14 protein-coding genes are annotated in these 15280 nt (G+C 40.5%); all 14 read right to left on the minus strand.

The features are described 5' to 3' along the window. Positions 1-52: 52 nt before the first annotated feature. Positions 53-967, minus strand: a complete 915-nt coding sequence (locus BLS28_RS29710) for a helix-turn-helix domain-containing protein (protein ID WP_091176327.1) — start codon at positions 965-967, stop codon at positions 53-55. 59 nt (positions 968-1026) lie between these two features. After that, positions 1027-2064, minus strand: a complete 1038-nt coding sequence (locus BLS28_RS29715) for an aldo/keto reductase (RefSeq protein WP_091176329.1) — start codon at positions 2062-2064, stop codon at positions 1027-1029. 458 nt (positions 2065-2522) lie between these two features. Beyond that, complete coding sequence (locus BLS28_RS29720) at positions 2523-4097, minus strand: efflux MFS transporter permease (RefSeq protein ID WP_143020913.1); 1575 nt, start codon at positions 4095-4097, stop codon at positions 2523-2525. A gap of 2 nt (positions 4098-4099) precedes the next feature. Beyond that, positions 4100-5143 (minus strand): HlyD family secretion protein, encoded by a 1044-nt coding sequence (locus tag BLS28_RS29725; RefSeq protein ID WP_091176335.1) that lies wholly within the window; start codon positions 5141-5143, stop codon positions 4100-4102. A 45-nt stretch (positions 5144-5188) separates the two neighbouring features. Beyond that, positions 5189-6538: a TolC family protein gene (locus BLS28_RS29730; protein ID WP_091176337.1), complete on the minus strand. Its 1350-nt coding sequence runs from the start codon at positions 6536-6538 to the stop codon at positions 5189-5191. A gap of 242 nt (positions 6539-6780) precedes the next feature. Next, complete coding sequence (locus tag BLS28_RS29735) at positions 6781-7215, minus strand: TetR/AcrR family transcriptional regulator (RefSeq protein WP_176844609.1); 435 nt, start codon at positions 7213-7215, stop codon at positions 6781-6783. Between the two features lie 259 nt (positions 7216-7474). Next, positions 7475-7954: a helix-turn-helix domain-containing protein gene (locus BLS28_RS31075; protein WP_176844610.1), complete on the minus strand. Its 480-nt coding sequence runs from the start codon at positions 7952-7954 to the stop codon at positions 7475-7477. A 507-nt stretch (positions 7955-8461) separates the two neighbouring features. Then, positions 8462-8869 carry a cytochrome C gene (locus BLS28_RS29745; protein WP_091176345.1) on the minus strand — a complete coding sequence of 136 codons (408 nt, stop codon included), beginning with the start codon at positions 8867-8869 and terminating at the stop codon, positions 8462-8464. Then, a complete protein-coding gene (locus BLS28_RS29750; protein ID WP_091176347.1) occupies positions 8866-9132 on the minus strand; it encodes a hypothetical protein in 267 nt (88 codons plus the stop codon). Before BLS28_RS29750 ends, BLS28_RS29745 begins: the two co-directional genes overlap by 4 nt. A gap of 21 nt (positions 9133-9153) precedes the next feature. Continuing rightward, positions 9154-10197: a cbb3-type cytochrome c oxidase subunit II gene (locus tag BLS28_RS29755; RefSeq protein ID WP_091176350.1), complete on the minus strand. Its 1044-nt coding sequence runs from the start codon at positions 10195-10197 to the stop codon at positions 9154-9156. A 5-nt stretch (positions 10198-10202) separates the two neighbouring features. Beyond that, the gene (locus tag BLS28_RS29760) at positions 10203-12353 is read right to left on the minus strand and encodes a cbb3-type cytochrome c oxidase subunit I (protein WP_091176352.1); all 2151 of its coding nucleotides are present in this window, start codon (positions 12351-12353) and stop codon (positions 10203-10205) included. 265 nt (positions 12354-12618) lie between these two features. Next, on the minus strand, positions 12619-12924 hold the full coding sequence (locus tag BLS28_RS29765; RefSeq protein ID WP_091176354.1) for a cupin domain-containing protein: 306 nt from the start codon (positions 12922-12924) through the stop codon (positions 12619-12621). A gap of 443 nt (positions 12925-13367) precedes the next feature. Further along, the gene (locus BLS28_RS29770; protein WP_143020915.1) at positions 13368-14039 is read right to left on the minus strand and encodes a hypothetical protein; all 672 of its coding nucleotides are present in this window, start codon (positions 14037-14039) and stop codon (positions 13368-13370) included. 577 nt (positions 14040-14616) lie between these two features. Further along, a partial coding sequence (locus BLS28_RS29775; protein ID WP_218134527.1) for an endo-1,4-beta-xylanase occupies positions 14617-15280 on the minus strand: 664 nt, incomplete at its 5' end.

Below are 15280 nucleotides of genomic sequence, written 5' to 3' on the forward strand. Positions count from 1 at the left end.
CATAGACTGCCAATTGACAGAGCACTTGGTCATGTGTATAAAATTATCTTATTCAATTAAATTGATTTCTATATTCTCCAGGTGAAATGTTCATCTTGTTTTTAAATAGTTTACTAAAAGACTGTGAATATTCAAATCCTAAGCTATAAGCGATCTCACTAACCGATAAATCAGTTGTAGCCAGAATTTCCTTTGCTTTTTCTACAATCTTATTATGGATGTGCTGTTGAGAATTTTGTCCTGTTACGCTTCTTAACATATCGCTTAAATACGGAGGCGAAACATTTAATGAAGATGCTATATTCTGAACGGTCGGTAATTTCGGAACAGCATTAATATAAAAATGATCTTCCAAGATCTTTTCAAACCTGATTAATAAATCGTTTGATGCCATCTTTCGTGAAATGAACTGTCTGTTATAAAATCTGTTACAATAGTTTAACAAAAGCTCTAAATTGGATACGATCACATCCTGACTAAAATTATCCAATCTCGAATTAATTTCATTTTGAATGTTTTGAACAATATTCTCGATGGTCTTTTCTTCAAGGCTCGAAAGATGCAAGGCCTCATTCACCGCATAAGAAAAAAAACCATAATGTTTGATAGTTTTTCCTAAAGGGTATTTCCTTATCAAATCCGGATTAAATAATAGTGACCATCCTTCTGTGTTCCTTTCTTCAATGTCATCTATATAGATTATTTGTTTAGGGGCAACAAATGACATGATACCTTCGTCAAAATCATAATGATTTTTGCCATACTTTAATTTTCCTTTGAAGCTTTTCTTAATAGTAATATTATAAAAATTCATCAATAATTTTTGCTGAACGGGCAAGTAAGTTTCTTTGGTCTGTGAATGATTAATGATGGTAATCAGCGGATTTAAAGGACCCGGTAAACCCATCAATGAATGTATTTCTTTGATGGTATCTATATTAAGGATTTTGCGATCTATATGATTCATAACAAAAAATGAACGGGGTGGACCATACATTTGTTCTGCCCACCCTACTTTATGATAATTTAAGCATTCAAAAAATCAACCCCCTCAGTCCTGTCCATGGTCATCACTTCAATAACATTCCCAGGATATTCAGCCGGTAGTTTACTGATTTCGTCCAGCAAGCTTAACTCACTAGGTGTAAATGTAACATCAATACACCTTAAGTTGTCCTGCAACTGATGCGATTGGGTCGCACCAATAATTACACTGCTGACTACCGGGCGATGTAATAACCATGCAAGTGCCAACTGAGAAACGGCCACCTGTTTTTGTTCTGCCATTGGGATAAGCGCATCCAATACGTTATAAGCCCGCTCCTCGTGAAAAGGAGGGAACGGAAAACTTTTCAATCTACCTTCTTCCTTTTGTCCTCCTCGCGCGTATTTACCGGTAAGCAAGCCCCCGCTCAGCGGGCTCCATACCAACATACCCACTTGTTGATCTTTTAGTAACGGAACAATTTCACGTTCAATATCTCTTACATCCAATGAGTAATTAGCTTGAAGCGAAGCGAATCTGTCTAAATGGTTGTATTGAGAATACGCGAGCCCTTTCATTAATTCCCAGGCAGAAATATTACTTGCACCAAAGTACCTAATCTTTCCGCTTCTTACCAGATCATCCAGGGTTCTTATAGTATCTTCTATTGGTGTCAAAGGGTCAGCAGTATGAATCTGATATAGATCAATATAATCTGTCCCTAATCTTTTTAAGCTCCCCTCAACTTGCTGAATGATATGCTTTTTTGAAAGGCCCCTGTCATTTTCACTTTTGCCCATTGAACCTCTGACCTTTGTCGCCAAAACCAGATCGTCCCTATTGATAGAAAGATTTTTTATTGCTTGCCCTATCATCATTTCTGATAGGCCCTCTGAATAAATATTCGCAGTATCGATAAAGTTAACTCCAGCCTGCGTAGCTATGCGGATCTGCTCATCCACTTTGTCTTGGGCAAGTTTACCCATATAACCAAAAAAACCTTTACCGCCATAATTCATTGTACCTAAGCAAAGTACCGATACTTTTAAACCCGTGTTACCTAAAATTTTGTATTTCATAATCGTTTAATGATTGAAACACAAAGGTCATCGGTCCTTAATATTTACTCGTATCCAAATCGTAGTACTTTGTGTCCGAAATGGAGCAAACGTCAATACCATAATCTTTAATATTGAAGGTCATTGGCATAATACATTACAATCTGACCATGCTATCTTCTTCACTTACATTGCTAAATTAGAAATTCATTAACACAATTCGTTGCTCTAAAAGTTCAACATCATATAATAGACACACTAATGAAAAAATAATGGTAATAACAAACTTCCATCACTATCTCTTTGTTAAGAAGATATACAGGAGCATTGCTGAATTACAAGTTGACCTGGACAGGTGGATCCAAAAATCGGTATCCCTATTTCCAATAAATAGACCCCTTTTCAACCGGATAAATTAAATATAACATTACGAATCCACACCTTATTTGTTTTATCAATCATCATACTGCTAACATTATTTATGGCGTTAGCAGCCGCAATGTTTTAATTACATATACCAATAATATGACAAGAAGCACACATGCAGTAAGAATAGCAATAAAAAGAAATACGGCCCTGTTGGTAAGCAGCTGTGTTTGCAAACTAACTATTCTGGCTAAGGATGCATTAGCCGCCGCCGCGGCCTGATCAGGCGAAAAACCCTTACTCAGGAATACTTGTCTGAAGCCGTTGAGCCTTTCAGTTACATTTTCATCAATACCGGTTATATGATGAAGAAAATTTTCCTTATATAGCTGACTGTAATACAATTGTATATTATAAAAACCCGCGCTGGCATTCAGTAAAGAGGTAAAACGGGTACAGGCAGCAAATATCAACCCGGTATAACCAGTAGTTTGCGGCACCGCGCTTAAAGTAAATAACATGATGGGAACAAATAGAATGCCTGACGTAGCCCCCTGAAAAAACATAGGCAATATTAGGTCCTCAAAAGCTAAATCGGGTGTAAATATGCAATACATCCATAAATGGTATAAAAGCGACATGCTGAAACCAGCAAACAAAAAATAAAATATAGCATCCTTGCGGTAAACCAGGATTCTTGCCGAGATCACCATAAAAATAATAAGACCGGTTATGTTACAAAGCCCCAATATCATTTCCTGTGTTGCACTCCACTGCAACACGGATACAGTATAACCGAAAATAATATTAATACTTTCTTTACTTCCGTAATAAACTGCAAGTAGTATAAGCCCCACCCAAAAGTTCTTAAACCTAAAAATGGTCAAATCGAGGCCAGGTCGTTTTACTATCCTTTCCCTCCATAAAAACAGGATAGCGCCTGCTACTGTAACAACCGTCGATAATTGAATACGCGTGTCTGTAAACCAATAATATTTTGAGCCATAAAGTATTGTATAAGCCAATCCTGCGGCTACGGCCAGGAAAAATACGGCACCTGTCCAGTCGATCTGGTATAATGGATATTTCCGGAGGTTGGATACCTGGTTGAATGAAATTAGTATTACAATCAATACCAGTATCTGAAACAAAATGAGATAATAATACACGTTCCTGAAATCGGAGTTTAATGTCACAGCCGACGCAACAAGGCCTAATAATACACCACTGCTTAACACTGTACCGTAAAAAATAGTCGATCCAAATGCAGCACGGTGCTCCATCTTCAGAAAACTAGGAATGAGAATAAGCATACTTCCGGAAATACTGCCAACCACCATCCCCTGAAAAAAACGTATGAAAAAGAATGCCATAACACTACTAACATTGATGCAGGCTATATTTAGTATTATTGACAAAAATGTAAGGATCAAAAGATAGTTCCTCATTTCAAAGTATCTCAGAAACCTGAACTGTACAGGTAATATAGTAAGTATACCAACATAACATAGCTGTACGGAGAACGTGATATCTTCGGGTTGAGCTCCAAGGTATGACAATACATAATTCTGACTTAAGGAAATGGAAGCAAATTCCATTATAGATGACAGTAATATTAAAAAGAGGGCTATCCTTACCCCCCAGCTCCAATTCGAAAGCCAGGGTTTAATATATGTGGGTGCATTCATAACTATTTCTTTTTAACTGATACCAAAACGTTCATACCAGCCTTAACCTGTTCAATATTTTTGCTGGTAAATTTTATTTTAATTGGTACTCGTTGAACGATCTTGACAAAGTTTCCTGTAGCGTTATCCGGTGAAAGTAAAGAGAATTTAGCACCAGTTGATGCAGATATAGCTTCAATATGCCCATGATACACTTTATCGTCGATAGCATCAACCTTAATATCAACCGGCTGCCCAATATACATTCCGTATACCTGGGTTTCCTTAAAATTGGCGGTAATCCATTTGTCTCTTTCATTAACGATGGATACCAATGGCTGACCGGCCTGTATTTGTTGACCTTCCTGTATGGTTTTACGCCCCATCCTGCCTGTGTACGGGGCAAGTATTACAGTATATCCTAAGTTAATACGGGCCAATTTAAGTTCGGCGGTTTTACGTTTCAGATCTGCCGCCAGTAAAGCTTTATGTGATCGTAATTCCGCTATTTTAGCATAACTGGTGCGCAAATTATTTTGAGCTGCACTGTAATCGCTAACAGATACGTCATAACGTGATTGTACCAACTCCAGGTCTGCGCCAGTTGTAGCTTCTTCCTTCATCAGGTTTTTGTAACGTTTCATGTCGGCGGCCTGCTGTACCAATCTTGCTTTAGCACCATTTATCTGATCTTTATTTACAAGTGTACTTGTCTCGGATGAAGCAATTCCCGCATCTAAGACCAAAAGCTGAGCCTTTGAATCTTCAACCGCCGCCTCAGCCTCAGTAACTCGTTCGCGATATTCGCGGTCATCAATGGTTACTAATGTATCTCCTTCCCTAACCTGTTGATGTTCGTCGAATCTCACATCTTTGATATAACCGCTTACTCTGGCCGAAACCGGATTGATATAGGACTCTACCTGTGCATCATTGGTTTCAATGTAGTTACTCCCCGTTATAAAATAATTGATAAAATAAACGATGGCCCCTAACACAACCAGGATGGCAAGTACCGATAATATGATATTACCTGGGTGTGTTTTTTTTATAGTTGAGGTTTCCATGATATGCTATTGTTTAAGAGTGATGTATTTTGGGTAAATATATTTTTATAATTTCCCGGAGGTGAACAATAACCGGTAGTAAATAAGTTGCGCAACGGTTTGTGCCTGAACCAGGTTATATCTTGTTTCTTGATAAAGGTTATCGGCGTCCAGTAAGTCGGTGAGCAAAGCTAATTGGTTGAGGTATTTGGCATTTATAATACGGTAGTTAACTTTCGCCTGTGCAATCGATTTTTCGTTAACTGCGATACGGCTAAGTGCCTCGCGGTACTTGATTAATAGACTGTTAGCTTCTTGCTTTACATTATCGCTTATATTTTGCTGCACATATTGCAATTCCTGTAATCTAATACGACTTGCCGATGATTTATACTTATTTAGATATATCGATGAAATGTTGTACTGAATTTTAAAACCTACGAAGCCAATGGAATATCCTTGATCCACTGGTGGATAAAAAATGGTATTGGGATAGTTAAAGCCATAGGCGGAATACAACGAAAGCGCTGGTGAGAAATTACTTTTTACCCCCCTGATCCTCGCATTCTGAATCTTGATGCTCTCGTCTGCCTTACGTATAGCATAAGCGTCGTGGGTCGTACTGTTAATCAGGTCAAGCAGCGTATCAACACTTGGCATAGTCATAGCCGCGCTGTCTGTTGGGTAGATTCTCGTGGAATCGGGCAAATTGAGCAATACGTTCAATTTTTGATTGCTAATTATAATATCATTCAGCGTTTGTTCAAGGTTTAACTTTACAGCCGAAAGATTTAGCTCTGATCGCAGCAGATCGCTCCGGGTTACTTTTTGATTCCGATATAAGGCATCTATGTTTTTAAGCCTTGTTTCTGCGCGTACTACCTGATCATCAATAAAGTGCTTTTGGTAAATAAGTCTGATCATATTCAGGTATTGGTCGGCCACCTCCAGCCCTACAGTGCCCGCCTGTTCTTTTGTGTTTATAGCAGCTAAGTCTCTTTTTTCTTTTTGCTCAGCTACCAGGGCTTTTTGTCTGCCGCCTGCATAAAGGTTAAAATTGGCAGACACACCAAGGTCAGCGCCGTTCGAAGTCGGTCTTTTGGGTATGGAACGCACGTCGTTTAAACCATGATTATATAGGGTTAGACTTGTAAAACGCTGATAATCGCCATTGGTCAGAACAGTAGGAAGTGCGTTCGTTTTAGCGTCTCTCAAATCTGATTCAGTGGCGCTTTCTTCTGATCTCGCAGCATGAACCTGCATATTTTGGGCCTTAGATAGATCAACAGCTTGAAGCAGCGAAAGTCTGACATTGGGAGTTTGCTGGGCAATAACAGGGAGGTCAAATGCAAAAATCAAGCAAAATAAGGATACTGTAAGCCTGCCGATGGCATGCTTAAACGGTATAGTTTTCATGATAATTAACTGTTTAGTGTTTGTGCTCTATATAACTGTTTTCTGATTTCTGAGCTTTCAATATGTAGTACAAGTACTTTTTTATTAGTTCGGTACTGAAGACATTACCACACGGTGCTATATTTTCCGATATATGCCTGCTTACCGGCGAACCCGAAATCATTACCGGCAACATTACGAATATCGTAAGATACACCAACTGACTATCTGTAGCTTTGAAATGCCCTTCTTCAATTCCGTCCTCAATAAGTTTTTTTTAAAATAGCCAGTGTGTTATCCAAGTAATCGGTGATATGGTCCTTAACTGCAGACTCCGGTAAAAAAGTGATCTCGCGATGCAGCAAGCGGTGGAAATTTATATTATTCCTGAATACATTCGAATACTCCTCCAGGAAAACCATCAGTTTTTCCGGAGCTGGAAGCTCTACATATGGTATCCGTTCCAAAACGCTATTTAACCGCCCGAGCCTGTCCCTGAATATCTGGATGAACATGTCCCGTTTTACACCGAAGTAATAACTGATCAGCGCCAGATAAAGCCCACTATTCCCCGCTATCATACGAATTGTAGTACGATAAAATTCGTGATCGGCAAATAGCTTTTCAGAAACGAGAAACAATAAATTCCTGGATTCTATTTTAGTATGGTTCAAGTTATTCGTATTGTTCCTTTTCATTTTTTTTCTTGCCGGCATTCGCGGTTTTGCACCCCGGCCGCCTGTTATTTCCTCGATCTTGAATCTTCTACATTTATTTTCATTGCAAATATCCTCTTCGGTGCGCTCTCTAAAAGGGTAAGATTGCGGTATGTTTCGTCGGTTTCTCCGATCGTCTGGTTCAACCTGCTTCAGGTGCTGTATTTACCTGCCTGCAGGGGCATGTTTTAGGGCATAATCATGATGTAATTCCACGAGCCTGATCAAAAATAATTTTGACTTAACGCGTTTTACCTAAGCTTTTCCTGTATTCCAATGGAGAAATACCTTCCTGATTTTTAAAAAACTTCCCAAAAACGGATTGATCTGAAAAATTAAGTTTGTCCGCGATCTGTTGTATGCTGAGATCTTTGTTCTGCAATAGTACCTTTGCTTCCAGTATGATCGCATTATCTATCCATGCACCCGCGGTTTTACCGGTTTCTTTTTTGATTACTTCAGATAGGTATTTTGGCGAAACGTTAAGGTTACTGGAATAAAAACTAACCGAGCGATGCCTCCAAAATTGCTTAACCAGCAGATTCCTGAACCTGATAAACAACGAACTATGGTCGTCTTTATGAATGAGATCAGCATGTATGCACTTATGGATAACATCGATTTCATGTATCAGACAATAAGTATAGCTTCGCATCAGTGCGGCCTCATGCGAGTGTCCCTTATTAAACGTATCACTAATGATATCGAAAATTGCGCTCAATCTTTTTGACTGACATGCATTCAAGGCAGCGATATGGCTTTCACTGTCTTCAAAAAAATCAAAATGGTCAAGAAAAAAAATATCTGCCCGCGTTTCGACGAGAAACGAATTTCTAAAAAAAAGAATAACCATTTCCGGCATATCTTCAACACATCGGAAACTGCGCGTAACCATTGGTGCGATTGTAAGAACTGCAGGACCCTTTATTGTGTGTGACGCAAGATCAACCTGCAGACTTAGGGTACCCTTCTTTAGAAATAGGATAGAATACGTTTCCGCGCGAAACGGTACATCTGTGTATATAGGCTCCTTCCCGGCATCAACATAGAAATAGTCATGCTTCCCAGTGTCCATATCAAATACCTTTTGCAATTTAGAAATCGAATATGTACTTATATTTCCCATTTATCTGATAATTATTCTTTAAGGCGATAAAAGCATATAATTAAAAACGTGTGATATATTATCAATAAACTATCTGATGGTAATTATACATGTAAAATTACTCTACAACTTCACCGCCAGCGATGTAATAATGAAGTACCCCGTCCAGGCCACAAACAGAATGATCCCTACTACCAGCCACCAGGGGATACTTTGTGGGGTTTCGCTGCCCTGCAGCATAAACGTTTTCTGATCGCCTTTGCCATAGGCGTTGATCATGAGGGGTAACACGCCTTCTACAATCTCGTCTTTTTTTAAACCCTCAATGGCTATCGCAGGTCCGTTGCGTACCACAAACGGGATCAGTTTGACCCCTTCCTTCCCTTGGTGGTCCTTGCTAACTACTTTGAGTACGTGGTTGCCATCGGTTAATTTGCGGGTATCCAGATCAAAAGTTACCGGTGCCGGAAACTCCCCTATTGGTTTCAGATCTTCATCAATAAACAGGGTTACAAAACTTTGATCTCTCATGGCTTTAGGTCGTTTAAAATCATCCGTTTAATGTGTTCTTCGTTCTTTTCGCCGGGTTTTATAAAACATTTGATGGTTGCTACCAGCACGTACAGCGTAATGATTACCATTACAAAAACTATGAGGTAATCCCAATTACTATCGGGGCCGGCACCATGAGTGATATCCTCAAAACCAGCGGGCTGTTGCTTTTTACAAGCTTCACAGGCTATAACATCCAGTTTAAGAATGAGCATGAGCAGCAATGTGATATATTTTTTCATTTTTTTGGCTTCTGACTTTTTTTACTTTTTAGCAATTGCGGCTTCGGGTTTGCCAAATGAAGCAATGATCTTTTTCACATCGTCAACCGTTACTTTTTTTGAACTGTTGCCCCAGTTGCTGCGTTCATGATTTACAATAGCCGCCACTTCCTCGGCCTTAAGGTTGTTATTGGTACCCACGGCAGGCATTATTCCGTAGCCCTCGCTTATACGACCGTTATAGCCTTTCATGATAATGGTTACCTGGATCTCCGGATTATCATCAAGCACTACCTTGCTGCCTTTTAGCGCCGGGAAAGCGCCAACCAATCCCTCGCCATTTCCCTGGTGACAGGATTGGCAATTGGTAGCATAAAGTGCTGCGCCATCAAACTCAGGTTTAGCGGCTACGCCTTTGCCAGATGTTGCGGCGCCCGCCTTTTCAGCAGCACCTTTCCCGTACAGGAATATCGGCACCGGTTTGCCATCGGGCAAGGTAATTTCCTTTAGCGATCGCAGGTAGGCCACCAGCGCCACGGCTTTATACGATGCCACAATTTTCCCAGTGATGCCTTTTTTAAAATCATCGGGCACATTCACTACTACATCATTTGGCCATGCGTATTCTTTTATATCAAACAGCCACTCATATGATGGCATAACAGACTCCGCCACTACCGACCGCGGATTAAATAAATGCAAGTAATGCCAGTCGTTACTCGGCTGACGGGTACCTACATTGGTTAAATCGGGGCCGGTACGTTCTGAACCCATGAGCGTAGCTGTGTTACGCCAAACATCGGTACGGATGATGTTGGCATAATCGGCCGCTATGTTAGGGCGTGCGCCCCAAACTTTGTCCATATCTACATTACGTACCTGCTGGGTATGACAAGCCACACATCCTTCGGCTATAAATACGGCTTTACCTGCTGTTTCAAGCCGGTTTAGCGGCTTGCTGCCGGGCAGTGGTGCATTGTTATTCTGACTCGTAAATGCTGGCCCTATCGCCACAAAAAATGTGAGCAGCAAAAAGAAGCATAACGCAGCAGTAAAAAGTTTTTTATGGTCGTTATAAATTTCCATGGCTATCAAATTTCAGCGTTAAAGGGTATGGTATTTAATTTCTCAAAAACTTCCTTCCTTATATCAGGATGACTTTTATGCCCCGAAAACATCACATACATATTCCAGGCAAAAACCAGGTGCGATGCCCACATCAGTGAGCCGCCAATAGCCCGCCATAGCCAGTAAGGGGTCATCAGCACCACCCCATCAATAAATGGTTTTCCATCGCGCCAGGCTATGCCCTTCAGCGTGCCACCCACCATAAGCGGAATGGTGTAGAACAACAGACCTATTAAAGCCAGCCAGAAATGTGCACCAACTAAGCCCTGTTTGGGCTCGTTACCTGTAAGCCTTGGCACTATGGTGTAAATGCAGGCCCAAAGCATAAAGGCGATGATGCCGTACATGGTAAGATGTGAATGTGCCACCGTAAAATCAGTAAAATGCCAGATGAGGTTGGTTTCCCTGAAGGCTTCCGCCGTACCCTGCGTAGAACCCGTGAAGTAAAACAGGATACCAACGATGTAAAAAGGCAGTGTGTAGCTCCTGCCTATCTTATTAAAATTCCCTCTGAAGGTCATGATAAAATTGGTAGTTCCCGAAAACACCGGGATCAGCATCCCCATACTGCCTACAATAGCCACAGTTTGCAACCACCATGGTATGGAGCTGAAAATAAAGTGGTGCGTACCTATCAGCGTGTAAAATAAAATCTGCGACCAGAATGCCAGGATCCCTAAACTGTAAGAGTATATAGGCGTATTTAATTGCTGTGGTAAAAAGTAGTATACCAATCCCAGGTTAAAGAACATAAACCACATGCCCACAGCCTGGTGCATATAATATCCCTGCACAATGGTTTCGCCAAGGCCGTTCTGGTAAAAGGGCAAGTAGCCAACGGTTACGATCACCGTTAAAAACATCATAGCCGAAACGATATACCAGTTGGAGATATAGATCTCTCTGGTTTTGCGCTGCGCTATGGTTTTTATATAATTAGCAAGGCTTAACACAATACCACCTGCAAAAAGTGTCATAACCGGCCATATATATTCGCGGTATTCGCCACCGCCGTTATTGATGCCGGCCATCAGCATGCCGCTGCCGGTGATGATAGCTGCGTTCATGAGTATAAGCGAATAATACCCCCATTTTATACTATAAACCACAGTATTGCTAACCGTGGTAACTACGTAGTAACCAAGGCCCAGCATAGCCATTGACGACCAGCCCCAGAAAACCATATTGGTATGTACCGGCCTTAAGCGGCCAAAACTTAGCCAGCTGATATGATCAGCATCCGGCGATACGAATTTGATACCTATATACTCGCCTACCGAGGTACCCAGCACCAGCCAAAAAGCCGCGCTGCCCAGGTACCACATAATTAGTTTTACCAGTTTGGGGTCGGTTTGATGCTTGGGTGCAGCTTTGCGTTTAGATGCAAAAAACCGCGGGCCGTGAACCTCATCAACATTCAGCAGGATCCCTTTTGAATCTTCCGCTTCGATGGTACCTGCAAGCTCATTGTTGGTTAAACGATAGTTAAGCGCATGCTTGCGTTTAATAAGCTCCTCATAAACTGCGTCATCGTCATCAATGGCTTTGACCAGCTCGGTTGTTTCTTTTTTTACACGGCTGTAACGGGTTTTGACAGCCAGATTACGGATTTTTAAAGTCACCAAAAAAACAATCACCACCAACGGAATAAAGATCAAGGTAAGCATAATGATCATTCCGGGACTGATTAATACATTTTTGCTTTCTGCGGCTGTTTGCGCCTGGACTGCTAATCCTGAAAATACAAGCATCAGTAACATAACAGCGGTGAAGCCGTTATTGCCCCCTTTGGCTTTGCCGATAGCTTTTTTACGATGGTTTCTGCGGCTTATTAACTGATCAAGCTGAGGGGCATCTAAGCTGTTTATTTGCCTGAAGATCCATTTATCGCCGTATTTTTCCTGCGCTACTTCGTCTTCTTTAAGACCGCGGGCCAAACGGATTAGCCAGAGCAGCAGTAATAACAACAAGAAAATGGTAACTGCTATAATGATGCAGGCACCGGTATTAAAAGCATGATCAGGCTTTAATACATCGGCTGCATAGGCAGCTGCACCGGGGATCAGCAGCAATACACCTATCAGGCTAATGGTTAAGTAAAATTTGAGTTTCATATAAAATATATTAACCACACATTAAAAATTGAATTGCGGATTATACCGACATAAACGCATGCTTGCAGGAAAAGCTCTTTTGCATTAAATAGCTAAATGGTATAAACTAGAGCTTCCGTATGAAAGAGCTTTAGTTTTAACTACATTTGGTGATCTAGTGGCACAACAACCGGCTTGTATTTGTCTTTAATATAAAACACAAGTAATTTGGCGGTATTGGTGACGCTATCGTTACGGCATCAGTATGAAGCCCATTGGGGCTTTCCTAAAATGCGTCACCCGCTTTATAATGATATGTTTTTCCCTCAAATACTGGTACTATTTCGCCGGGGATCAAATACCCGAAGGTTGGGCAGGGATGGCTATGCACTGCCGACCTGCTCCTTGGGGGAAAATCCACCAACATCATTTCTACTCCCTTATTAGCAAATCCTCTTTCCTGAAGTAACTTTTTCAAGATCACAGCGTGTGCTGAAGCCACGTAATTTGCGGAGTCTTTTGTTTCAGATTGTGCATCTGCTTTTAGGGCTAGCCCGGTTAGCAGCAGTAGGCTTATTAAATTTTTTTTCATCGTATTATGTTTATGACGTATAGGGAAAAAGCGTGCCAAAATATACAATAAATTGAATATCAAATACTTAAAACGCAAAAATACTATTTAACTGCTAAATATCACGATCCTAACACGATATTTCGTATAATTGAAGACCATACACGAGGTTGACGACGTTTCGTACAAACCAAGAAACATCAGCGGCATCTAAAAGATTAACACCTAACTCAATCGCCCGATCAAGGGTTGCCCTAGATTCTTTGTCATCGAGAGTTCCATATCCGTAACTCATACTCATCACCCCTAATCCTACAGCCGAAGTCTTTTCACCTGTATTTCATAATAATCTGTATTTCATTGTTTATTATTTGTGTAATTTCTGTATCATTTCCGAATTGAAGTTGACTCATTTTATATCAAAATTTCTTTTATGAAAAGCGACACCAGTGCTACCTAAGCTATTATTCAACATGCATATTCGCATTCAGCTGAATAAGCAGCAGGTCGGTATCTTCTTCGAAATAAAGATCAACTGTATCGTTCATAGACAACATTATTCCGTCTCTGAAACCGAGCCTTATGCTATTTGCTATTACGGTACCGCTTAGCACAAATACGATGATACTATCGTATATGCCCCCTTCGATCTTGTGATCACTGTTTCTTTTGAATGTGCTTCGCCTGAGCCAGTGCCCATCTTGCAGAAGAATACTATCCGGGCCGATGGACGGAGCGTCAGAAGCCTCATTAAAATTCCCGTCTCTTGTCTCCGTCAAAGTATCAAAAAGCCTGATCCTTTCATTCGATTTCGACATGAGCCAAATTTCAAGTAACTCCGCCTCCTGTGTTTCATCATAATTATAAAATATAGACTGGACTGTGCTCTCGTCATATCCAACTACCAATGTATCTCGCTCCCTTAAAATCTTACGGTATCCGGTAGAATCGTAATAAGCTCCTGAACCATTAATAATTAAACGGATGATGAGCATGGGAATGCCTATGAAGTTTTGAATTTCCTGTCGCCCGGGCATAATTGTCTTGTCGTCAAACCGAACAATTTGTCCCCATTTTATTGCCTCGTTAGGGTATGTAGTAGGATAAATTGAATGAAATACTTTTAAATCTCCCATATCCGTAAACTTTCGACTTTGTTCTGCAAAATATTTCATCACGTTTGTTTTAACCAATTTTCGATAGGCCTTCCCTATTGGTTTGCAGATACAAATTTCAGAGCTTTAACCGGCTTAAAAAGGGCAATATCTCAGATCTTTTCGTCGATTTGTCGTATAGGAAGCTTTATTAGTACAATAACAATCAAAACAAAACAGCTTGAGGTGTACGCATGAAACCTAAAAAATTTTCGGAGTAAGGAAGGTCGGATAAATAAATATCTATCACAACGGCTTATTGGTTTTAAGACTTCCTGTATATGACATAAAAAAACGATAACATAATCCTTGATATACCGCATATTCCTTAGGTATAAAGACAAAAGCAGGTCTCGCATAATACGCGCACCTGCTTTTGTTGCCTAAATAATCTCGTTTAGTAAATTCCTATTCCTTGTTCTATAGGGTAATTTCACTAATGGTAACCGAGTCATCACTGCCATTACAATGTGTAAACCTAATCCTGATGTAACGCACCGGTAGTGGACTGGCTGTTAGTTGTGCAACAAGCACGTTTTACAGGGGATTTATTGATACTTTATTGAATACTAATTGCTTGGTTTAATCCTTCGTAAAATCGTTGATATGCGTATTTGCGTGAATAATCGATGTTATACAGCGTTGCGGCAGCACCAACCCCCAACGAAGAGTCGGCATCCCCTATATTCCACAAAGTAATTCCCCAGCGTTGGCTTGCAGGCACAATATACCGGTATTTTTGCGCGATGTAAAAATACCGGTATTGCTGCGCTGCTTCCCTATCTGCTTGAGTTGTGCCATCATTTCTATTTGTCACACTGATATCAAGCTCGGAAATGTGCACTTTTAGACCAGTTTGCTGCATTTTTTCTATCGCATATTCAATGTTGCCCTGTGTACCTGTATCATCGGTTAATCGGGCGTAATTGGTATGCATTTGTAAACCAACACCATCAATAATATGCTGCCCACCAATTAATGGCTCATTATAAAGGCGTTTGACCAAAGCTGCGATCGAGTCTGTTTTAGTTTTAGAATACTCATGCCCATAATCATTATAGAATAATTTCAGGTCGGTGTTCCCAGCATTTATAGCAGCCTGCCTTGCATACTGGAATGCCAACTTAATATCACTGTTGTCCGGTAAAGATTTTTTAGGGAAAAAGGAAGGGATAGCCGAAAGACTACCCCTTTGTGTTGATATTTGAGTTACCACACTTAAA

The organism is Mucilaginibacter gossypii, assembly GCF_900100945.1.
Lineage (GTDB): Bacteria > Bacteroidota > Bacteroidia > Sphingobacteriales > Sphingobacteriaceae > Mucilaginibacter > Mucilaginibacter gossypii.

Excerpts from the sequence above, each read along its gene's own strand:
- BLS28_RS29745 (WP_091176345.1), bottom strand. The coding sequence starts at position 8,869 with ATGAGAGATCAAAGTTTTGTAACCCTGTTTATTGATGAAGATCTGAAA.
- BLS28_RS29720 (WP_143020913.1), bottom strand. The coding sequence starts at position 4,097 with ATGAATGCACCCACATATATTAAACCCTGGCTTTCGAATTGGAGCTGG.
- BLS28_RS29725 (WP_091176335.1), bottom strand. The coding sequence starts at position 5,143 with ATGGAAACCTCAACTATAAAAAAAACACACCCAGGTAATATCATATTA.
- BLS28_RS29735 (WP_176844609.1), bottom strand. The coding sequence starts at position 7,215 with ATGAAAAGGAACAATACGAATAACTTGAACCATACTAAAATAGAATCC.
- BLS28_RS29760 (WP_091176352.1), bottom strand. The coding sequence starts at position 12,353 with ATGAAACTCAAATTTTACTTAACCATTAGCCTGATAGGTGTATTGCTG.
- BLS28_RS29765 (WP_091176354.1), bottom strand. The coding sequence starts at position 12,924 with ATGAAAAAAAATTTAATAAGCCTACTGCTGCTAACCGGGCTAGCCCTA.
- BLS28_RS29710 (WP_091176327.1), bottom strand. The coding sequence starts at position 967 with ATGAATCATATAGATCGCAAAATCCTTAATATAGATACCATCAAAGAA.
- BLS28_RS29770 (WP_143020915.1), bottom strand. The coding sequence starts at position 14,039 with ATGGGAGATTTAAAAGTATTTCATTCAATTTATCCTACTACATACCCT.
- BLS28_RS29755 (WP_091176350.1), bottom strand. The coding sequence starts at position 10,197 with ATGGAAATTTATAACGACCATAAAAAACTTTTTACTGCTGCGTTATGC.
- BLS28_RS29730 (WP_091176337.1), bottom strand. The coding sequence starts at position 6,538 with ATGAAAACTATACCGTTTAAGCATGCCATCGGCAGGCTTACAGTATCC.
- BLS28_RS29715 (WP_091176329.1), bottom strand. The coding sequence starts at position 2,064 with ATGAAATACAAAATTTTAGGTAACACGGGTTTAAAAGTATCGGTACTT.
- BLS28_RS29750 (WP_091176347.1), bottom strand. The coding sequence starts at position 9,132 with ATGAAAAAATATATCACATTGCTGCTCATGCTCATTCTTAAACTGGAT.